The sequence below is a fragment of the Anaerobacillus sp. 63XJN7_4_ISO-PGPR-S23-413 genome, from assembly GCF_056173725.1.
In genome coordinates, this window is sequence record NZ_CM149688.1 from 2,072,023 (window position 1) to 2,095,041 (window position 23,019).

Annotated in this window: 17 protein-coding genes and 1 riboswitch; of the genes, 16 read left to right on the forward strand and 1 reads right to left on the reverse strand. The window is 40.5% G+C overall.

The window, feature by feature from the left end:
• The first annotated feature begins 28 nt into the window (after positions 1-28).
• Positions 29-1,648, forward strand: a complete 1,620-nt coding sequence (locus tag AC0VYO_RS11160; RefSeq protein ID WP_475369001.1) for an ABC-F family ATP-binding cassette domain-containing protein — start codon at positions 29-31, stop codon at positions 1,646-1,648.
• Positions 1,649-1,685: 37 nt separating this feature from the next.
• On the opposite strand, the gene AC0VYO_RS11165 is transcribed toward AC0VYO_RS11160, so the two are convergent.
• Entirely contained in the window at positions 1,686-3,035 is a 1,350-nt protein-coding gene (locus AC0VYO_RS11165; RefSeq protein ID WP_430246431.1) for an MATE family efflux transporter, read from the reverse strand.
• Between the two features lie 130 nt (positions 3,036-3,165).
• Between AC0VYO_RS11165 and AC0VYO_RS11170 the strand changes: the two genes are divergently transcribed.
• From AC0VYO_RS11170 to odhB, 15 genes are all read left to right on the forward strand, one after another.
• On the forward strand, positions 3,166-3,576 hold the full coding sequence (locus tag AC0VYO_RS11170; RefSeq protein WP_475369002.1) for a thiol-disulfide oxidoreductase DCC family protein: 411 nt from the start codon (positions 3,166-3,168) through the stop codon (positions 3,574-3,576).
• 167 nt (positions 3,577-3,743) lie between these two features.
• Positions 3,744-3,846: riboswitch (purine riboswitch) on the forward strand.
• 246 nt (positions 3,847-4,092) lie between these two features.
• The gene (locus AC0VYO_RS11175; RefSeq protein WP_475369003.1) at positions 4,093-4,974 is read left to right on the forward strand and encodes a 5'-methylthioadenosine/S-adenosylhomocysteine nucleosidase; all 882 of its coding nucleotides are present in this window, start codon (positions 4,093-4,095) and stop codon (positions 4,972-4,974) included.
• A 261-nt stretch (positions 4,975-5,235) separates the two neighbouring features.
• On the forward strand, positions 5,236-6,126 hold the full coding sequence (locus AC0VYO_RS11180) for a nitrilase-related carbon-nitrogen hydrolase (RefSeq protein ID WP_475367408.1): 891 nt from the start codon (positions 5,236-5,238) through the stop codon (positions 6,124-6,126).
• Positions 6,127-6,225: 99 nt separating this feature from the next.
• Positions 6,226-7,587 (forward strand): NAD(P)-dependent oxidoreductase, encoded by a 1,362-nt coding sequence (locus tag AC0VYO_RS11185; RefSeq protein ID WP_475369004.1) that lies wholly within the window; start codon positions 6,226-6,228, stop codon positions 7,585-7,587.
• Positions 7,588-7,607: 20 nt separating this feature from the next.
• The gene (gene preA / locus AC0VYO_RS11190) at positions 7,608-8,888 is read left to right on the forward strand and encodes an NAD-dependent dihydropyrimidine dehydrogenase subunit PreA (protein WP_194221655.1); all 1,281 of its coding nucleotides are present in this window, start codon (positions 7,608-7,610) and stop codon (positions 8,886-8,888) included.
• Positions 8,889-8,903: 15 nt separating this feature from the next.
• Entirely contained in the window at positions 8,904-10,322 is a 1,419-nt protein-coding gene (hydA, locus tag AC0VYO_RS11195) for a dihydropyrimidinase (protein ID WP_475369005.1), read from the forward strand.
• Between the two features lie 24 nt (positions 10,323-10,346).
• Complete coding sequence (locus tag AC0VYO_RS11200; RefSeq protein ID WP_194221657.1) at positions 10,347-11,828, forward strand: NCS1 family transporter; 1,482 nt, start codon at positions 10,347-10,349, stop codon at positions 11,826-11,828.
• 4 nt (positions 11,829-11,832) lie between these two features.
• Positions 11,833-12,063, forward strand: a complete 231-nt coding sequence (locus AC0VYO_RS11205; protein ID WP_475367412.1) for a hypothetical protein — start codon at positions 11,833-11,835, stop codon at positions 12,061-12,063.
• 14 nt (positions 12,064-12,077) lie between these two features.
• Positions 12,078-12,320, forward strand: a complete 243-nt coding sequence (locus AC0VYO_RS11210; protein WP_194221659.1) for a hypothetical protein — start codon at positions 12,078-12,080, stop codon at positions 12,318-12,320.
• Positions 12,321-12,610: 290 nt separating this feature from the next.
• Complete coding sequence (locus AC0VYO_RS11215; protein WP_430246446.1) at positions 12,611-14,200, forward strand: PucR family transcriptional regulator; 1,590 nt, start codon at positions 12,611-12,613, stop codon at positions 14,198-14,200.
• Between the two features lie 111 nt (positions 14,201-14,311).
• Positions 14,312-15,778 carry a CoA-acylating methylmalonate-semialdehyde dehydrogenase gene (locus tag AC0VYO_RS11220; protein ID WP_283152100.1) on the forward strand — a complete coding sequence of 489 codons (1,467 nt, stop codon included), beginning with the start codon at positions 14,312-14,314 and terminating at the stop codon, positions 15,776-15,778.
• Between the two features lie 15 nt (positions 15,779-15,793).
• Positions 15,794-17,131, forward strand: coding sequence for an aminotransferase (locus AC0VYO_RS11225; RefSeq protein ID WP_475367414.1), 1,338 nt, complete (start codon positions 15,794-15,796; stop codon positions 17,129-17,131).
• Between the two features lie 130 nt (positions 17,132-17,261).
• A complete protein-coding gene (locus AC0VYO_RS11230; RefSeq protein WP_475369006.1) occupies positions 17,262-18,245 on the forward strand; it encodes a quinone oxidoreductase family protein in 984 nt (327 codons plus the stop codon).
• Between the two features lie 497 nt (positions 18,246-18,742).
• On the forward strand, positions 18,743-21,601 hold the full coding sequence (locus AC0VYO_RS11235) for a 2-oxoglutarate dehydrogenase E1 component (protein WP_475367415.1): 2,859 nt from the start codon (positions 18,743-18,745) through the stop codon (positions 21,599-21,601).
• Positions 21,594-22,895, forward strand: coding sequence for a 2-oxoglutarate dehydrogenase complex dihydrolipoyllysine-residue succinyltransferase (gene odhB / locus AC0VYO_RS11240; protein ID WP_475369007.1), 1,302 nt, complete (start codon positions 21,594-21,596; stop codon positions 22,893-22,895). Before AC0VYO_RS11235 ends, odhB begins: the two co-directional genes overlap by 8 nt.
• Positions 22,896-23,019 lie beyond the last annotated feature (124 nt).

Sequence of the window (23,019 nt, forward strand, 5' to 3'; positions counted from 1 at the left end):
TTACGATAGATGGAGGAATACGACCTAAATGATTACAGTTACAGATGTCGGCTTACGATATGGTGATCGTAAGCTTTTTGAAGATGTTAATATTAAATTTACTCCAGGAAACTGTTATGGACTAATCGGTGCTAATGGTGCTGGTAAGTCAACGTTTCTTAAGATTTTATCAGGTGAAATCGAACCACAAACTGGCGATGTTCATATGGGACCGGGAGAACGACTTGCCGTCCTGAAACAGAACCATTTCGAATACGAAGAGTATGAGGTTCTTAACACCGTAATTATGGGACATGCACGTCTTCATGAAGTGATGCAGGAAAAGAATGCGATCTACATGAAAGAGGATTTCTCTGATGAAGATGGTATGAAAGCTGCAGAGCTTGAAGGTGAATTTGCTGACCTTAACGGGTGGGAAGCTGAATCAGATGCAGCTGTATTGCTTAGAGGACTTGGTATTTCTGAAGATCTTCATGATAAGAAGCTTGCAGACCTTACTGGTTCTGAAAAAGTGAAAGTACTTCTTGCACAGGCTCTTTTTGGTTCTCCTGATATTCTTCTACTGGATGAGCCTACGAACAACCTTGATCTTGGCGCAATTCAATGGTTAGAAGAGTTCCTTATTAACTTTGAGAATACCGTTATTGTTGTGTCCCATGACCGTCACTTCCTAAACAAAGTATGTACGCACATGGCTGACCTTGATTACGGTAAAATCCAAGTGTATGTGGGTAACTACGATTTCTGGTATGAATCAAGCCAGCTTGCTCGTACGATGAAAGAGGATGCGAACAAGAAAAAAGAAGAGAAAGTAAAGGAACTTCAAGCGTTTATCCAGCGCTTTAGCGCGAACGCGTCGAAGTCTAAACAGGCTACGTCACGTAAGAAGCTTCTTGATAAGATTACGCTTGATGATATTAAGCCTTCTTCAAGAAAATATCCTTACGTAGCCTTTACACCAAATCGTGAAATCGGAAACGACGTGCTTCACGTTGAAGGTTTAACAAAAACGATTGATGGTGTAAAACTACTTGATAACGTAAGCTTTATGCTAAATAAAGACGATAAAGTGGCACTCGTAGGTCGTAATGAAATTGCGAATACGGCGCTCATTAAAATCTTGATGGGTGAAATGGAAGCAGATAGCGGAACGTTCAAGTGGGGTGTTACCACTTCTCAAGCTTACTTCCCTAAAGATAACTCTGATTACTTTGAGGGTGTGGATACGAACCTTGTTAACTGGCTTCGTCAATATTCCCCAGAAGATCAAAGCGAAAGCTTCCTACGCGGCTTCCTTGGAAGAATGCTTTTCTCTGGTGAAGAAGTATTGAAGAAAGCGAGCGTTCTTTCCGGTGGCGAAAAAGTTCGCTGCATGCTTTCAAAAATGATGCTTAGCGGTGCGAATGTTCTTGTACTTGACGATCCGACAAACCACCTGGATCTTGAATCAATTACTGCACTCAACAACGGTCTTATGAATTTCAAAGGTGCAATGATCTTTACATCTCATGACCACCAGTTCATTCAAACGATCGCAAATAGAGTAATTGAAGTAACACCTAAAGGGATTATTGATAAAGAAGCAACTTATGATGAGTACCTTGAAAACACTGAATTACAAGCAAAAGCACAAGAAATGTACAAGTAATACAAAAAGCGGCACCCTTCTGGGAGCCGCTTTTTGTTTATATAATTCTTCCGACTCTTTGTACGTGACGGAGACGTAGGAAGAGCGTAATAGCAGCAACGAAAAGTCCCGCACTAAGCCCAACCCAGTAGCCGTATGGACCGAACGCTGTGTATTTCGCTAGTAAGTAGCCTGAAGGAAGGCCAATCACCCAGTAAGAAATGAGACTCATAACAAGCGTTACGTTAACATCTTTATATCCTCTGAGCGCTCCTTGTATGGGAGCAGCAACGGCATCGGAAAGCTGAAAGAAGATGGCGTAAATAAGGAATACTTTAATTAAATCAAACACTTCCATGTTGCTTGTATACCAACTCGCGACGGTGTCATTGAAGAGAAATAAACAAAGAGCTGATAGTAAGGCCATTAGAACAGCAAAGACAATGCCCATATAGCTGTATTGCTTTGCATCCTGTAATCTTCTTGCCCCAACCTCAAATCCAATAGCAATTGTTAACGCCATTGATATACTAAGGGGGATCATATATAGAAGAGAAGCAAAATTAATGGCTGCCTGGTGAGCAGCGATCGTTTCGGTTGTATACGTGCTCATTAAAAGTGTAACGGCCGCAAAAATACTGACTTCAAAAAAGATAGAAAAACCTATCGGAACACCGATTTTTAGCTGTTCTTTCCAGGTAGAAAAGGATATTGGATAAAAACGTTTGAAAATCCTATACGCTCGGAATGGCCTTACTCTAATGACAACAAGTAAGGCGATTAAAAGAATAAACCAATAAGTGATCGCTGATGCATATCCAGCACCAACACCTCCTAATTGGGGGAATCCCCATTTACCGAAAATCAAAACATAATTGAAGAATACATTGATTGGAAGAGACGTGAGCGTGACTAGCATCGTCGTCCTTGTTTCTCCAAGTGCATCAAAGAAACTCCTTAGAACGGAATAAATAAACAGTGGAATAATCCCGAAGGAAAGTCCGATGAGGTAATCTTTTGCAATTTGAGCAACTTTGTTATTAAGATCCATGGTGTTTAAAATAGGGTCTAATATAAAATAACCAACAACTAATATACTAACGGAGAGAGCAACCGAAAGATAAATGCCCTGAAGTACTGAAAATGAAACCCGATCTTCCTGCTTTGCACCGATATAATGCGAAACAATCGGAGTGATGGCAAGCAATATGCCACTTAATCCTGTAAATACAGGAACCCAGAGACTTGAACCAATGGCAACTCCTGCAAGATCATTTGCTCCAGCTCTTCCACTCATAATCGTATCTACGAAATTCATTGAGTAGAGACCAACTTGAGTGATTAAAATGGGATAAAGAATGATGACTAATAATTTGATCTTTTCCTTGATCGTTTTAGTTGGATACATGGTGCAACATCCTTGCTATGTAGAATACTGAACATGGAAATTATAGCATATTCCCCATCTTAGATTATAAGTTATGATATACTTAGTATGTGAAGTAATGAGCATGTTTTAAAACGAGGTGAATGGAACAGTGGATACAACCAGAGAATCGAAAACAAACGTTATTCTTTTTGATGGGGTTTGTAATTTATGCAATGGATTAGTGAAGTTTATGTTTAAGTATGACAAAAAAGCTGTATTTTCTTTTGCCTCCCTCCAATCGGAGACGGCTAAACATCTCCTTCATGACGCTGAACTAACAGACATTCCGGATAGTGTGATTGTCATTAAGGATGGAAAGGCACTCGTTAAATCAGATGCAGCTCTTTATATTGTAAAGCAGCTAGGAGGCTTTTTTAGTCTTTTTCTTGTACTCCGACTTTTACCATTAAGGCTAAGAGACAAAATTTATGACGGCATTTCGAAGCGCCGTTACAAATGGTTTGGGAAAAATGAAAGTTGTATGATTCCATCAAAAAAACAAAAAGAAAGGTTTCTATAATTTTAGGTCTAACTTTTTAATAGTTATTGTTAATTATCGTTAATTCCCATTAAATCTTTCTATATACTTCTCCAAAGCAATGAATGGCGAACGATTTTATTAAAAATATAGTTAATGTTCATGTTTTAGTTGTGATGATCAAGAATGTCTGTTATGGTATTAAAGTACTAACTTAATCATTTCTTACTCGTATATTCTCAGAAATATGGTCTGAGTGTTTCTACCCGGTTCCCGTTAAAGTACTGGACTACGAGTTGAAGTATGCATGTAGCTGACTTAACATTTAGTTTTACTAATAACTTTGGCAGGGATATTTGACGCATATTTTAACTTTCGTAGGTCTGGACGGTAGAACATCTTCTACAAAATCCTGGCCTATTTCTTTTGATTTTAATACGAGAATCACATTCTAGAAAGGGAGAATGACGACAGAAGAAAAGTTTACTATTGTCAGTCACAAATCACGTATTTGATGAAGAAGAGTGTCCGAACTTACATACTAGGGAGAGAAAATCGATGAGGAAACCATTTTTTAAAAAATACGCTACATCAGCTATGATGACTTTACTTTTGTTAGTTGTTTTGTCAGCCTGTAACTCTGCATCAGAATCTTCAGCTGAACAAGAGAAAACAGAAAGACCAATCATTGTACAGGGACCAATGCCAATTGAAGCAGAAGAGTTCGCACAAAAATTAGAGAACGTAACAGAAGAAAATTCAGGTTCATTCGTTTTTTACAAAGGAACGGTGGATGATTATCCTGTTATCGTTACAAAAACAGGTAAAGGAATGGAAAATACGGCAGCTGCCACTGCACTAGCAATAGAGAAGTATAACCCGATCGCGATTATCAATCAAGGAACATCAGGAGGACATGATCCTGAATTGGACGTATTTGATATCGTATTAGGGCAAAGAACCACAAACACGGGTTCATTAAAAACAACTAATCTCGAGGAGAATGAGGGTATTAAGCCAACGGAATGGAAACCAATGGACTTAATGGCGTCTGAAGGTAGCGCAGGAGAAGATCCAGATGCAGAAAATATCCGATACTTTGATGGAGATAAGGACTTACTTGCTGCCGCGAACGCCCTGAAGGATGAATATACAAAAGGAAAAGTTGTGGAAGGAACAATTGGTTCAGCGGATGTATGGAATAATGAAATTGATCGTATCAAGTGGTTTCATGAAAATTATGGTACATCCGTTGAAGAAATGGAAGGTGCTGCAGGAGCACAAATCGCTCAAGCTTTCGATGTGCCTTTCCTAGGGATTCGTATTCTTTCAAATAATAAAGTAAATGGAGGAGAATACAACCCAAATACTGCTGAAGCAAATCAGGAGTATGTTTATAAGGTCGTTCAACAATATATTAAGGATCAAAAAGATAACTAGCATCCATGAAGTGTCTAGTAATCGTAGACCATAAATACAACCATGGGATTTAACAAAAACAGCTTAAGTAGTAAGTGCGGAGAGAGCCGTACTTCACTTAGGCTGTTTTTTTGATCCATCTTCTTTTAAAGACTCGCGACAGAATGCTAGTTTTTTGTACATTTTATTTTACATTTTGTATAGTGCATGGAGGAAATGAATCTTCTACACTTTTATTAGAAAGAAAATTCAGTTAACTAATGTGAATAGGAGGGCATACATATGGCAGATTCAGTGAAAATTGGCCTAATTCAGGCAAAAAATGATGTGGAAGGTAGTGAATCAGTTGACCTTCACAAAGAAAAAGCCATTGAAAAACATATTCACCTTGTAAGAGAAGCAAGTGAAAAAGGAGCTCAAATTGTTTGTCTTCAGGAGATCTTCTATGGACCGTATTTTTGTGCAGAGCAGAACACAAAGTGGTATGACGCTGCAGAAGAGATCCCCGAGGGTCCAACGACAGTGAGATTTCAGGCGCTTGCTCGAGAACTTGGTATTGTCATTGTTCTACCTATTTATGAGCGAGAAGGCATCTCAACCTATTATAATACTGCTGCTGTTATTGATGCTGATGGTTCTTATCTTGGTAAGTACCGGAAACAACACATTCCACATGTAGCAGTTGGAGACAAAGGCCACGGATTCTGGGAAAAATACTACTTTAAGCCTGGTAATCTTGGTTATCCGGTATTCGACACGGCTTTCGCAAAGATAGGCGTGTATATTTGTTATGATCGTCATTTTCCAGAAGGAGCAAGACTGCTTGGTTTAAACGGCGCAGAGATCGTTTTTAATCCTTCTGCAACGGTAGCTGGACTTTCTGAGTACTTATGGAAGCTAGAGCAGCCAGCTCATGCTGTTGCGAACGGTTACTATCTTGGAGCCATTAATCGAGTTGGAACAGAGGGACCTTGGAACATGGGTGAATTCTATGGACAATCTTATCTTGTTGATCCACGAGGCAATTTTGTAGCGATGGGTTCAAGGGATGAAGATGAAGTGATTATCGGTGATGTAAATAAAAAGATGATTCGTGAAGTTCGAGATACGTGGCAATTTTATCGCGATCGCCGTCCTGAGACTTATGGGGAAATGACTTCACTATTGCCTTGATGGGAGTGAAAGCAGGTGTGGCTTCGCCGCCTGCTTTTTCATTTAAGGATCTATTAGTTTATCAAGCGGTAATGCGTAATTTAAACAGGGGGGACGAATATGAATACAAGCGAACCAGCGATCCAAAAGGAACTGCAGAAAAGGTTTACTGAAGTTGTTCCACCTCTCACGAATCAGGAAGCGTTTCAAGAATCTCAAAGATGTCTTTATTGCTATGATGCTCCTTGTATCAAGGCGTGTCCAACCGGCATAGATATACCAACTTTCATTAAAAAAATCGCTTCAGGAAACATGAAAGGGTCAGCAAAAACAATTATGACTGCAAACCCAGTAGGAGCGAGCTGTGCGAGAGTATGTCCGACAGAAGAACTATGTGAAGGTGCATGTGTGTTAAATCATTCAACAAAACCAATTTTAATTGGTAATCTGCAGCGCTACGCTACAGATTGGGCAATTAAAAATGATCAAGTACTATTTAAAGAAGGACAACCAAATGGGAAGAAAGTTGCCATTGTAGGAGGCGGACCAGCCGGTCTATCAGCTGCTCGCGAACTGGCGCTACTTGGCTATAGCGTCACAATCTATGAAGCTGAGAAACGGGCAGGTGGACTTGATACGTATGGTATCGTGTCTTTTCGGTTACCAAAAGCCATTTCACTCTGGGAAGTGGAGCAAATTGAAAGGTTAGGCGTCACCATTAAAACGGGTGTGAAAATAGGCGTTGATCTTCCATTTGAAGAGTTAGTTTCAACAAATGACCGCGTTATTTTAGCAATTGGTATGGCAAATGTTCCAGATCTTCAAATTTCAGGGGAAGAAGCTGAGGGTGTTTACGATGCCATTGAACTCGTCAAAATGACAAAGAATGCGCCATTTCCAACTCACTTAAAAGGAAAGAAAGTTGTCGTGGTAGGAGCAGGGAATACAGCGATTGATGGGGCCACCTGCTCTGTTCGACTCGGTGCAGAAAACGTCAAAATACTATATCGTCGATCTGAACAAGAAATGACTGCTTATGACTTTGAATATGAATTTGCCAAGCAGGATGGCGTTGAGTTTCGCTGGTTAACACAGCCGGTTGAAATAATGACAACTGAAACTGGCGATGTAGAAGGAATGAAATGCGTCAAGATGAAGCTTGGAGAACCGGCTGAAGATGGGCGAAGGAGGACAGAACCTATTCCTGATTCTGAATTCCTTATTGAATGTGATGCTGTGGTGAAAGCGATTGGCCAAAAGCGGCATCTTCCATTTATAGAAGAGCTTGGTCTTGCTCATAAAGACGGTGTCATTTTAATTAACCAAGAAACGATGGAAACATCGAATCCCAAAATCTATGCGTGTGGAGATGTTATTTTCGGAAAAGGACAGGGAGAAGCCATGGTTGTTTCAGCGGCTCAACAGGGGAAAACGGCTGCTTATCATATGCATGAAAGCTTAAAAGCAACGTACTCAGCGTAAGAGGAGAAAGGGGAATATCGATGGCAGATCTTAGAACGAATCTTGCGGGTATCACTTCACCGAACCCATTTTGGTTAGCATCCGCTCCGCCTACCAATTCCGGGTACCAAGTACAACGTGCATTCGAAGCGGGATGGGGAGGAGCTGTTTGGAAAACGCTTGGAGACCCGATCCTGAATGTTTCTTCGAGATACGCAGCCGTTCATTTCAATGGCCAAAGAGTAGCGGGTTTTAATAATATCGAGCTAATTACAGATCGGCCACTTGAAGTGAATTTGAAAGAAATCTATGAAACGAAGAAAAAATTTCCTAACCACGCCGTTGTCGCTTCATTAATGGTTGAGCCTAATCAGGAAGCATGGCATGAAATCGTTAAAAAGACGGAAGCAGCTGGCGTTGATGGCCTTGAGCTTAATTTTGGCTGTCCACATGGAATGGCTGAACGGGGAATGGGCTCTGCTTCAGGGCAGGTCCCTGAGCTTGTGGAGAAACAAACTTTTTGGGCAAAAGAAGCTGCAGAAACTCCAGTCATCGTTAAGTTAACGCCTAATATTACAGATATCACAGCGACGGCTGAGGCAGCTGTTAGAGGCGGAGCTGATGCGGTGAGTATGATTAATACAATTAATAGTCTTGCTGGGGTTGATATTGATACATGGCTACCGATTCCGCATGTTGGCGGAAAAGGAGCGCATGGAGGCTACTGTGGTCCAGCGGTTAAGCCGATTGCGCTAAATATGGTAAGTGAATGTGCGAGAAACAGCCGTATTAACGTGCCGATTTCTGGAATGGGCGGTGTATCTAACTGGCAAAATGCAATTGAATTTATGTTGATGGGGGCAAGCAATGTTCAAATTTGTACAGCCGCCATGCATCACGGCTTTCGAATTGTGGAGGATCTTATCGACGGATTGTCCTCTTACCTTGACGAACGAGGCATTCTTTCGGTCCAAGACATCATTGGGAAATCTGTTCCAACCTTCTCTGACTGGGGTAATCTTGATCTTAACCATAAAGTGGTGGCGCGTATTAACAATGACGTTTGCATCAATTGCAATAAATGCCACATTGCATGTGAGGACACCTCGCATCAATGTATCGATATGCTAAATGACCCAAATGGGCATGCGATTCTTCAAGTAAGAGAAGAGGATTGCGTAGGCTGCAATTTATGTTCCATTGTTTGTCCAGTTGATGGAGCAATCGATATGATTGAAGTACAAAATGATTTGCCACAAATGACCTGGAACGAACGTCAATCTCTTATCGGTTCGCTTAAAGATATCAAAATATCCAAATAAGTAGGGGGATTTTAAATGAAAAAAATCATTCGAAATGGGACCATTGTAACGGCCAGTGAAACGTACCACGCAGATATTCTAATATCTGATGGCATTATTTCTTCAATTGGTAAGAACATCGAAGAAGAAGGAGCTGAAATCATTGATGCGAGTGATCGTTACGTATTTCCTGGAGGAATCGATCCACATACACATCTAGAAATGCCTTTTGGTGGTACGGTCTCAAAAGATGATTTTGAAACAGGGACGATTGCTCCAGCTTTTGGAGGCACCACATCTGTCATCGATTTTTGCCTTACTGAGAAAGGAAAGCCTCTATCAACAGCGATTAAGACATGGCACGACAAATCAAAGGATAAATCGGTTATTGATTATAGTTTTCATTTAATGATTAGCGAAATAAACGACAGTGTTTTAGAGCAGCTTCCTGATGTGATCAATCAGGAGGGGATCACATCTTTCAAAGTTTTCATGGCTTACAAAAACGTTTTTCAATCAGATGATGAAACCCTTTATCGAACTCTTTTAGCAGCTAAAGAACTCGGAGCATTGGTCATGGTTCATGCTGAGAATGGTGATGTGATTGAATATTTAACGAAGGAAGCGCTATCGAAAGGTCAGACTGAACCTATTTATCACGCATTAACGAGACCACCAGAAGTGGAAGGAGAAGCAACAGGTCGTGCGGCCCAATTAACTGGTCTTGCTTCTTCTCAACTATATGTTGTTCATGTTAGCTGTCAGGAAGCGGCTGATAAAATTGCTGAAGCAAGAAAGAAAGGCTATGACATCCATGGCGAGACTTGTCCGCAATATCTTGTTTTAGATCAAACCTACTTAGAGAAACCGAATTTCGAAGGTGCAAAGTATGTATGGAGTCCGCCACTTCGTGAAAAGTGGAACCAGGAAGCTCTTTGGACGGCTCTTCGAACTGGACAGCTTGAGACGATTGGTTCTGATCAGTGTTCATTTGATTTTAATGGTCAAAAAGACCTCGGTCGAGATGATTTTACAAAAATCCCTAATGGCGGTCCAATGATTGAAGATCGGTTTAGTATTCTTTTCTCGGAAGGAGTACTGAAAAGAAGAATTTCATTAAACCAGTTTGTTGATATTACTTCAACAAAATCAGCGAAGCTATTTGGATTATTTCCTAAGAAGGGGACAGTATCAATTGGAGCAGATGCAGATTTAGTTATATTTAACCCTGAAACAAAACGCAAAATCTCTGCTGAAACACATCATATGGCTGTAGATTACAATGCTTTTGAAGGAATGGAAATTACAGGTGAGCCAGAGACAGTTCTTGTAAGAGGAGAATTCGTAATTAAAAACAAACAGTTTGTAGGTACACCGGGGTCAGGGAAGTATATGAAGCGAGCAAAATATGGCAAGCTAAAAAACGTCACTGATAAGCCGATGATGATTCAGTAACAGACCGAAAAAGGGGATAGCTGAATGAAAAAAGATGAAAGCTATTTAAAGTCACCGGATCTTTTGCCCATTGCTCATAAAGATAGAAAGATAGGGACGGGCGGATTTGCAATGATGTGGGTTGGGATGGCTGTTGTTCTTGCCGCGTTTGCAATTGGTGGAGCCGGTGTTCAATCACTGTCACTTACGTGGGTTGTAGCGGCAACGATTATCGGAACCCTTGGGATTGGTTTATTTATTACAGTTATAGGTGATATCGGTATTGAACATGGTCTATCCTTTCCGGTATATATGAGGGCACCTTTTGGTACGATCGGTACACACATTCCTTCCATTGTGAGAGGACTTGCTGCTTCATTTTGGTTTGGAATCAATACGTATTTTGGTGCAACGGCAATGAATGCAATTCTAAATGTACTTTTTGGATTTGATAACTGGTTTGTGTGTTTTCTGATTTTCGCAACGCTTCAGCTCGTAAACACTGCACTAGGTATCAAAGCAGTTGAACGATTCGCAGATCTCGCTGCACCAGTGATCATTATCATCTCTGTATGGATGTATGCTTCATTATCCGATCAGGCAGTTGCACAGGGGCGAGAAGTATGGGCGTGGATTGAAAGCCCTGTGACCGGTGGAGCGGCAGTTACTGCTTTTCTTGTCGTTATCTTTAGTAATATGGGATTTTGGGCAACCATTTCAGCGGACATTCCTTCTATATCAAGATTCATCAAGGCTCCTAAATTCGAGCGGAATTGGGTGAAGCGTAATAAAGGAACGTTAGTAGGTAGTATGATTGCGCTACCGATAACGCAAACCTTTATGGTTATTATTGGTGGTGTATCCTACATTGCTGTTTCGAATTATGATCCAGTCGTTGCACTGCAGGAAGCCGCCACTGGTTTAGTTCTCGGCATTTTATTATTAATGATCGTTCTTGCTCAATGGTCAACTAATGTATCTGCCAACCTAGTACCAGCTGCCACAATTTTCTCCAATGTAGGTGGACCTAAAGTTCCGTTCTGGGCAGGTGTATTTATTGCAGGTATTATAGGATCAGTTGTTCAGCCGTGGAGCTTATTTAATATTCTCATACCGATCTTGCTCATAGTTGGTGGGATCTTATCTGCGATTGTTGGAATTCTTTTTGCTGACTATTATCTTCTAAGAAAGCGTCGCGTCAACGTTCCAGATTTGTATGAGCAAAACGGTCAGTATCGTTATATGAATGGGGTAAATGCCGCTGGATTTATCGCCTGGGTTCTCGGAGGATTAGCTGCTTATTTTCTCTCAAACTATTCATTTCTTGTAGGCTTTATTGTAGGTGCTGGAACTTACTTTGTCTTAGCAAAATACTGGTGGTTTAAGAAATATGAACAAGCTGAAATGATAGACCCAAGTGATGAGAAATACCTTGGGATAACAGTTGGTCGTGATTGGACTATCATGAGTGACAGTGAATCTCATGCTGTTCAAGAAGTGGGGAGTGCACTTGACGAAAGGAGCTAAAGAAATGAGAGAACATCAGCATTATTTAATCGAACGCGAGAAGGTCGACTATTTTATTGACCGTGGATATCGAATCAATGGTATTACCGAGAATTTAAGTGGGGCATTTATAGAGTTTATTCATAAAGACATGAAATCTGATGAAATTACAAAGGAAATTCTTCATATTCAAACCGCTGATGGGAGAAAATACTTCTCAGCTCTTCTTTTAAAACAGATGCAATCCGTTACTTAGAGAGGAGGAAGCTCATGGAGTACACTTTATATTCGAAGGATAGCGCTTATCCATGCGAAGTAACGATTGATGAAGAAAATGGTCGTTATATGATAAGAAAGGCGGATACGAGCGGAGAGATTTTCAATTCAGCAGCTGAGTTAACGCTCTGGATTCGATCAAATTGGAAAGAGACGGACTTCCGGAGTAAGAAACAATATTATTATTTAATGGAGTTATTAGACGAATACGAATGGGAAGTAGACACTGGGCAGTAGTTGCCCAGTGTTTTTTTACTTTTCGTGTACTGATGCAAATGATACCATACGAAAAATTTCATATACCGTAATGTAATGTAAAATATTTAAGTAATTATGACTAATAATGTCATTATTTAGAGAATACCTAGAAATGATTTTCACGATGTAGTAAAGTTATCCTCACAATATGTAAGCGTTATCATAAATGATGATTGAAAGATTATGTGCCGTAAAACCCCTGAATAGCAAAACTTCATGATTAGATTAACCATATAATCTTCAGAAGAGGAAGTGGTAGGATGCTGCGAATGACTAGTTTAACGGTCCATGAAGTGTTAGAGAGAGAACATTTTCATCATGCTACTGTCTTAGCTGGAAAAAACGGATTAGATCGAAGAATTAAGTGGGTTCACGTTATGGAAGTAACCAGTGTAAAGCAGCTATTACACGGTGAAGAATTGATTTTATCCACAGGATTTGTTTGGAAAGATAACATAAGTGTTTTTCGCTCTATTGTGCAGCAATTGATACAAAGTAAAGCTGCTGGTCTTTGCATTGAAATAGGTACATACATGGATCATATCCCTTCAGAAATAATCGAACTTGCCGATCAGTATCATTTCCCCATTATTGCATTTACAAGAGAAGTTCGATTCGTTGATATCACACAGGACCTTCACTCCCTCTTAATTGCCCATCACTATCAAATGATTTCAGATCTGGAGCAGTTTTCACAGGAACTCAATAACCTTCTTCTTGTACCAGGATGTTTAACAAAGATTTTAACGCTACTTTCCATAAAAACAGGTATGCAGGTGATTTATAACCCTAAAGAAGCTGAGCCTATTTTTGCACCTGAAGCAACGGAAGAAAAAAAGGATACGTTTTTGCATTTTCTTACGATCCAACCAGAGGGTAAAGGCCTCGTGCTCCAACATGTTCGTGCAATGGATTATCACTTTGCGAATCTCATACTTGTCCCTGCGCAACATGCTTCGATTTCTGATTACGATATGCTACTACTTGATCGAAGTGCTACGGCAATCGCTCAATATCTTTTACGAGAATTATATATTGAAGAGAAGAAGCGAGCTCTTGAAACTGAATGGTTATACGATTGGATTGAAGGAAAGCATTCTGAAGAAAGAGTTTTATCCTATCTTGTAGATGTGGATGAAACACTTATTCCACGAGGTCTTCATGTATGCACGTGTAAATTCAAAAAACATCATGATACCTACACTTCTTCTCAGATGACATACTTTATGCTTCTCATGCGGTCTGTTTTTGAACAGGAAGGTTTCTTTGTATTATCGTTAACATCAAGGAATAAACTGATAATCATCATTCTAAATCGTCGATCTGAAGCAGATGTTGATCACCGTTTACGAGAGGCCTTTGAACGTTTTCTTCAAAGCGACATCTTACAAAAAGAGTCTGTACCAGAAGTGGAGAAAATAGGAGTAGGTAAACATGTCCACCTCTTAAAAGACATGCATAAAAGCTATGATTCATCTCTTGAGACACTTGTCATGAATGAGAAACTATTCTCACAATCATCTATAGTGACCTACTACAATGACTTCCATATTTACCGTATGATCTTCCAACTAGCTAAGGGGAGAGAACTTAATGAATTTATGTTTGATTATTTAGACCCCGTTATGCAATATGATTCGAAGAATAACAGCAACTTACTAAATACGTTGAAAGTCTACATGTGTTGCAATGGATCAAAAAAGGAAACGGCTGAACAGCTTTACGTTGTACGACAGACCCTTTATCATCGGTTAGAAAAATTGGAAGAGTTACTTGGGAGTGATTTTATGTGCTCTCCTAAGCGGCAAGCTATTGAATTCTCGTTACATGCATACGATTATTTGAAACAAAATGGATAAAATGTGCAACGTGTACAATAGGCTCCTCATCCATGTTACGTTTTGTCTAATGTATGAGTGCCATTACATCCCCTACAATAAAGATATGAACGAATCAAAGGAGGGCATGTAATGACAGTTGTAAAGAAGGAAACGGCCGTATTAAAAAACTTTGTTAATGGGGAATGGGTAAACGCCAAAAGTAAAGATACGCTTGACGTCCCAAATCCTGCAACAGAAGAGAACCTCGCATATGTGCCACTATCGTCAAAAGAAGACGTTGATCTTGCTGTTCATGCTGCGACCACTGCATTTGAAACATGGAGCAAAGTTCCTGTTCCAAAAAGGGCACGAGTATTGTTTAAGTATCATTCCCTTCTAGTGAAAAACCACGAGGAACTAGCTGAGCTCGTTGTTAAAGAAAATGGAAAGAGTTATAAAGAAGCATATGGAGAAGTGCTTCGTGGTATTGAATGTGTGGAGTTTGCGACTGGAGCACCTTCTTTAATGATGGGAGACAATCTGTCTACGATCGCTGAAAGTATAGATTCAGAGATGTTCCGCTATCCTGTGGGTGTTGTTGGGGGAATTACTCCATTTAACTTTCCAATGATGGTACCTCATTGGATGTTTCCTCTTGCCATTGCCTGTGGGAATACGTTTGTTTTGAAGCCTTCTGAACGTACGCCCATTCTTGCTAACCGTATGGCGGAACTGTTAACAGAAGCTGGTTTACCAAAAGGTGTATTTAATATTGTGCACGGTGCTCATGACGTTGTAAATGGATTGATAGAACATGAAGAAGTAAAAGCAGTGTCATTCGTAGGCTCTCAGCCCGTTGCTAAATATGTCTATGAACAAGCGGCATCACGAGGTAAAAGAGTGCAGGCGCTATCTGGTGCCAAAAATCATCATATTGTGATGCCTGATGCAGATATCGAAAAGGCTGTTCAACAAGTCATTAGTTCGACATTTGGTAGTGCAGGTCAGCGTTGTATGGCTTGTAGTGCCGTGGTTATTGTTGGAGACGGTGAAGCGTTTATTTCTGCTTTAAAAGACAAAGCAAATGAATTGAAGATGGGGAATGGATTAGATGAAGAGGTGTTGCTAACGCCAGTCATTCGAGCATCACATCGTGAAAAAGTTCTTGGATACATCGATAAAGGTTTAGAAGAAGGAGCAGCGTTAATTCGTGATGGACGCAGTGACATGAAAGAGCATGAGCAGGGGAATTTTATTGGACCTACTATCTTTGATGAAGTGACACCAGAGATGACGATTGCAAAAGAAGAGATTTTTGCACCTGTTCTTAGTTTATTACATGCTGATGGGATTGATGGAGCGCTTGGTATTCTCCGCAAATCTCGGTATGGTAACGGCGCAACAATTTATACGAAGGATGCAGGGGCGATTAGGAAATTCCGTGAAGAAGCCGATGCTGGCATGCTTGGCGTAAATGTTGGTGTTCCAGCACCTATGGCTTTTTTCCCTTTTTCAGGATGGAAGGATTCTTTCTATGGAGATCTTCATGCAAATGGAAAAGATGGTGTGAATTTCTATACAAAAAGAAAAATGATTACAACTCGCTTTGACTACTAGAGGGGAGTGAAGAGTATGCATACTGCTCACGAGAATCTTGCAGGAAAAGATGAGAAATACGTCTGGCATGCGATGCGTCCATATGATCCAAAGTCTACTATGGTGATTGAGAAAGCAAATGGCGCCTGGTTAACTGATTACGAAGGAAATCAATTTCTCGATGCTATGGCTGGACTCTGGTGTGTCAATGTTGGGTACGGTCGAGAGGAACTGGCTCAGGCAGCTTTTGATCAGCTTAAAGAGTTATCTTATTATCCGTTAACGCATACACACGCCCCGGCTATTAAGTTAGCAGAAAAGCTAAATGAGATGCTTGGTGGAGGGTACGTTATCTTTTTCTCTAATAGCGGGTCTGAAGCAAACGAAACAGCTTTCAAAATTGCGAGGCAATATCATGAGCAAAAGGGAGAAGGAAGTAGACATAAAATTGTTTCCCGCTATAGAGCGTATCATGGTAATACAATGGGTTCATTAGCTGCAACAGGTCAGGCGCAACGGAAATACAAATATGAACCACTTGGTCAGGGTTTTTTACATGTACAGCCACCAGATACGTATAGAGAGAATCAAGATCATCAAGGACAACTACCTTCGGTCAAAGCCGTTGATGACATTATGACATGGGAGCTTAGCCAAACAGTCGCCGCTATGATTATGGAACCGATCATCACAGGTGGAGGTATTATTATGCCTCAACAAGAGTACATGAAATCCGTGAAAGAAATATGTGAAAAGCACGGCGCTCTGTTAATTTGTGATGAAGTGATTTGTGGCTTCGGAAGAACAGGAAAAGCATTCGGCTTTATGAATTATGACGTAAAGCCAGATATAGTGACAATGGCAAAAGGTTTAACAAGTGGTTATCTCCCATTATCTGCAACAGCTGTTAAAGAAGAGGTCTACGAAGCATTTAAGGGGAAAGATTCTTATGATCATTTCAGACATATCAATACATTCGGCGGCAACCCAGCTTCATGTGCACTTGCCCTAAAGAATTTAGAAATAATGGAGCAGGAGCAGCTTTTTGATCGGTCACATACATTAGGTGATAAGCTAAAGAAGCAGTTAACAGAGCGGTTAGCCACTCACCCGAATGTTGGTGATGTTCGAGGGAAAGGATTATTGGTTGGCATCGAGCTCGTCGAAGACAAGAGCACTAAGAAGCCGTTAGAGGTCAGTGAGCTAAATAAAGTAATCGCCTATTGCAAATCGCAAGGTGTAATTATAGGGAAGAATGGTGACACGGTAGCAGGTTATAACAATGTTTTAACGATGGCTCCTCCTCTAACAATCAAAGAAAAGGATGTCGATTTACTTGTTCAAACCGTAATTGAAGGTCTCCTACATTTATAACAGTGCGCCGAGGGCGCACTTTTTATTGCGGGGGAAGTGGGATCAATTAAAAAAGATTGAATATTTGAATATCTTGTATTATAGTGAAAGTGTTACATACTGACTGGTTAGTTTAAAGGGAGGAATTATAATGAAAGCGATCCAACTGAAGGAATTTGGTGGACCCGAAGTTTTACAACTCATTGACATGGATGTTCCGGAACCAAAAGGTCATGAAGTATTAATTGAAATTCAAGCTATTGGAGTAAATTACGCTGATACAGCGAGAAGAGAAGGGCAATATGTTGTTGAAACTCCGCTTCCTTACGTTCCAGGCTCCGAAGTAGCAGGTATAGTGAAAGCTGTTGGAGAGAAGGTGACTTCCGTAAAACCAGGATCATCTGTTGTGACGTTACTAGGCACGAAAAATGCGACGGGTTATGCAGAATTTACGCTAGCTGATGAAAGAGGGTTGATTGCCATTCCTGAAGGTGTTGAACCTCAATATGCTGTTGCGTTACCGCTACAGGGCTTGAGTGCTTACCATACACTCAAAACAATGGGACGATTTGAAAATGGGGAAACTGTCTTAATTCATGCGGCTGCAGGTGGCGTTGGAACGATAGCCGTTCAACTCGCAAGACTATGTGGAGCTAAAACGGTTATTGGAACAGCGAGTAGTGAAGAAAAAAGAAACCTTGCTGCTGATATGGGTGCAGATCTCACTGTGGATTATACGAAAGAAGGATGGGAGCAAGAAGTTTTAGATGCAACAGATGGTAATGGAGTGGACGTTATTCTGGAAATGGCAGGCGGAGACGTTTTTAGAAAATCGTTGAAGTGTCTTGCTCCATTTGGACGACTCGTTATTTATGGCGTGGCGAGCGGAGAACAAAGCCGCTTCTATCCATCCTCTCTAATGGAGAAAAATCAATCAGTGGTTGGTTTTTTCCTGCCACAAATGATGCGCAAACCAGTCCTTTATCAAAAGAGTCTCGAAGAATTGCTACATTATATGCAAAGTGGAGAATTGAAATTAACAATTGGTGGTGTATTTAATTTAGAAGAAGCAGCTGACGTTCATCGTATGCTTCACGGGCGTCAAACGAAAGGAAAACTAATCTTAACACCTTAATTCAACATAAACAAAGCCGACCTATAAAGGTCGGCTTTGTTTAGTTATAGCTGATATTCGTTTAGGTAAGTAGTACTTCGCTTTTCCACATACAACTAATTTTTAACGAATCCTATAGGATGAATGAAATAAAATGGACCGCATTTCGCTCGTATGACACTAAAGAAATAAACCGCTGTAAATATTCATTGGTAGAAAATCGATATTAGCTATTCACTATGGTAACACTTTGTGGTAATTTAGTATTGCACTGTGTTAATATTCGAAAAATTTTTTAGCTTTTATCATTGTTCGTTGAAATTTTTTTCGAGAATTTGCTTGAAAGTTTTGTGAGCAGTCTAAAATTATGCTAAAATATCAATGTAAGCGTTTTTTTAAATTGAAGGTTTCAAATCGCGAAATGAGTGTAAAGAACAAGTAAGAAACCATGCTTAAAGTGGTGTGCAATTAGACCATTGCACTAATCGAGTTTAAACCCAGCAGGGAGGTAGCATGCTTTGAATACCAAACAGTCCAGAGTGGAACACCCATGGCAAGAATTTTATGGACCAAACCTTGGCTATGCCATTGAATTATATGAAAAATATCAAGAGGATCCTGAATCTGTTGATCCAGACATGCGTCAAAAATTTGACCAGTGGGGACCCCCACCTTCTTCACAAGAAGTAGTTGAAACTTCAGGTCAGCCAGCTAATCTCAAAAAGGTTATTTCTGCTGTTAAATTAGCCGACAATATTCGTACATACGGTCATTTAGCTGCGGCGATCAACCCGCTTTCTAATGAAAAATCTGATCAGGATTTCATGACACCACAGAAATACGGTCTCTCTGATGAAGACCTGAAAGCGATTCCTGCACAAGTGATTTGGGAAAATGCTCCTGATGAAGTAAACAATGGATTGCAAGCGATTCAAAAATTGCAAGATCTTTATACAAAATCTATGTCTTATGAGTTCACTCATGTTCATTCAGACGATGAGCGTAAATGGCTAGATGAAATGGTAGAAAACGACTCTGTAAGTCGTACACTTACGAATGATGATCGTAAGGAGCTTCTACGCAGATTAACGGAAGTAGAAGGATTCGAGAAATTCCTTCATAAAACATTTGTTGGTCAAAAGCGCTTTTCAATCGAAGGCGTTGATGCCATGGTGCCGATGCTTGACGATGTTATTAAGTGCGGGACAAGTGATGGTGCAAAGAACGTTATGATTGGTATGGCGCACCGAGGTCGTTTGAACGTTCTAACACACGTATTAAACAAGCCTTACGAGAAAATATTCTCTGAATTTCACCATGCACCAAATAAGGAACTCGTTCCTTCAGAAGGTTCAATGGGAATTAACTACGGTTGGACTGGTGACGTTAAATATCACATGGGGGCAGACCGGAAATTTGAAGAGTCTGATACTGCTAAAGCAACGGTAACACTAGCAAACAACCCGAGTCATCTTGAATTCGTCGATCCTGTTGTAGAAGGTTATGCTCGAGCTGCTCAAGAAACACGTGAAGAAAAAGGTGAGCCAAAGCAGGACTTCCGTAAATCGTTTGCTATCTTAATTCATGGCGATGCGGCCTTCCCAGGTGAGGGAGTGGTTGCTGAGACGCTTAACTTAAGTCAGCTGAAAGGCTATCATACTGGTGGAACGATTCATATCATAGCTAACAATCAGCTTGGATTTACGACTGAAAGCACGGATTCTCGCTCTACAAAGTACGCAAGTGATCTTGCTAAAGGCTACGAAATTCCAATTGTTCACGTTAATGCGGATGATCCAGAGGCGTGTCTCGCTGCTATGCACCTAGCATACGAATACCGCATGAAGTTTAATAAAGACTTTCTAATTGACCTCATCGGCTATCGTCGATTTGGCCATAATGAAATGGATGATCCGGCTGTAACGCAGCCGCATTTATATGAAAAGATTAAAAACCACCCTACTGTTCGAGCGAGCTATGCGAAGTATCTTACTGAGCAGAAAGTCATCGAAAGTGGTGATGGCGAGAAATATGATGAGGAAATTCTTGCACAGCTACAAGAGCAATACGATAAGGTGGCTAAGGGTGGCGAAGCTGATACAGATGTAAAAGAACTGCAGCCGCCTAAAGAAATCGTTAAAGGAATACCAACTATTGATACATCTGTTCAACTTGAAACATTGAAAGATATTAATGAGAAGCTTCTAATTCGTCCTGATGGCTTTAATGTATATCCAAAGCTTGAGCGGATTTTAAAAAGAAGACTTGATATGTTGGAAGAGGGCGGAAAAGTGGATTGGGCCCTTGGTGAAACGCTAGCATTTGCTTCTATTCTAGGTGATGGAACTCCAATTCGTATTACAGGTCAGGACTCACAGCGTGGTACATTCGCGCAACGTCATCTCGTTCTTCATGATAAAGAAACTGGAGAGACGTTCTGTCCGCTACACGAAATACCGCAGGCAGAGTCTTCCTTTGCGATTCATAATAGTCCACTATCTGAAGCGTCAGTTGTTGGATTCGAATATGGATATAATGTTTTTGCTCCAGAAACACTCGTTATTTGGGAAGCACAATATGGTGACTTTGCTAATGCTGCTCAAGTTATATTTGACCAATTTGTTTCTGCTGGAAGAGCTAAGTGGGGACAAAAATCAGGAATGGTTCTTCTACTTCCTCATGGTTATGAAGGTCAAGGTCCTGAGCATTCAAGTGGTAGAGTTGAACGCTTCCTTACTTTAGCTGCAGAAAACAACTGGACAGTTGCGAACCTTACTAGTGCGGCACAATACTTCCACATATTGCGAAGACAAGCTGCGATACTAGAGAAACAAGAAGTTCGTCCGCTCGTTATTATGACTCCTAAGAGCCTACTTCGTAATCAACGTACATCATCACCTGGTTTCGAATTTAGTCAAGGTCAGTTCCTAAGCGTTGTTGAACAAGCGGGTCTTGGTGAGAAGAAAACGAAAGTCGAACGTATTGTTTTATGTACTGGGAAAGTAGCTGTTGATCTTGCAGCTGAAATTGAGTCATCTGATGAAAAGTATGACTGGCTACATGTTTTAAGAGTGGAGCAATTATATCCATTCCCTGAGGATGAAGTGAAGAAGATTTTTGAACGGTATTCAAATGTGAAAGAAATCATTTGGTTACAAGAAGAACCAAAGAATATGGGAGCATGGAATTATATCGCATCTCGAATTCACGATTCAGCACCTGATGGAGTTTCCGTTACCTATGTAGGACGTCCTGATCGTTCAAGTCCTGCAGGTGGAGAGCCTAACGTGCATAAGAAAGACCAGGAAAGAATTATTCAAGAAGTATTAGAACCATCCAAAACTGTTTCCCATCAAGGAGGTAATCGTCGTGATTGAAGTTAAAGTACCAGAACTAGCAGAATCCATTACAGAAGGTACCATTTCTCAATGGTTAATCAAAGTAGGCGACAAAGTTGAAAAAGGTGACAACCTTGTTGAGCTTGAAACAGATAAAGTAAACATTGAAGTGAGCGCAGAAAATGATGGCGTGATTGAAGAACTTCTTAAAGAGCCAGGAGATAATGTTGAAGTAGGCGAAATTATTGCTTATCTTGGCAGCGGAAGTGGAGAAAATAGTTCTTCTGAAACAAAAGAAGAGAAATCCACTGAAAATGCGGAAGCAAAACAGGAAGAAAAAGAAACACCTGAGGATGCGAAGTCAGAGCAAGAATCTAAAGCACATACAACTGAATCAAGTGAAGAAAAATCCGAGAATGGTCGCACTGTTGCTTCACCTTCTGCGCGTAAGCTTGCCCGTGAACTAGGTGTTGATTTAAACAATGTTGAAACACGCGATCCATTAGGTCGTGTTCGTCCAGACGATGTGAAGGCACATGCAGATAAAGCGAACCAGAAAGAAGCACCTAAGCAAGAAAAGAAACAGGAGACTCCGAAACAAGAAAAGAAATCTCCTGATGCAAATGAAGGCAAGCCAGTAGAGCGTGTGAAGATGTCACGTCGTCGTCAAACGATTGCTAAGCGTCTTGTTGAAGTACAGCACACGGCTGCTATGTTAACAACGTTTAATGAAGTTGACATGACAGCAATTATGGAACTTCGTAAGCGTCGCAAAGACAAGTTTCTAGAAGATAATGATGTAAAGCTCGGATTTATGTCATTTTTCACGAAAGCGGTTGTTGGCGCACTGAAGAAATATCCACGTCTAAATGCAGAAATTCAAGATACTGATATTGTCTTGAAGAAGTTTTATGATATCGGTATTGCAGTTGGAGCAGAAGAAGGACTTGTCGTTCCTGTCGTTCGTGATGCAGATAAGCTATCTTTTGCTGGAATCGAACAGGAAATTGGTAACCTTGCAAAAAAAGCTCGTGATAATAAATTAAAGCTTGATGAACTTCAGGGTGGTTCATTCACTATTACTAATGGTGGGATTTTCGGATCAATGCTTTCGACACCGATTTTGAACGCTCCTCAAGTTGGTATTCTAGGAATGCACAAAATTCAATGGCGTCCTATGGCAATTGATCAGGAAAGAATGGAAAACCGTCCGATGATGTACATCGCCCTCTCATACGATCACCGTATTGTTGATGGAGGAGAAGCGGTTAGCTTCCTTGCTAAAATTAAAGACCTTCTTGAAGATCCAGAACAGCTACTTCTAGAAGGGTAATGTATTGAAGAACCTGAATCTTTCTGATTCAGGTTCTTTTCACATGAAGTTAGTTGGTGATTCCACGATTAACTTGTTTGAAAAGGAATAGATGATCTTCCTTTATCTTATTGGTTCTGTCATG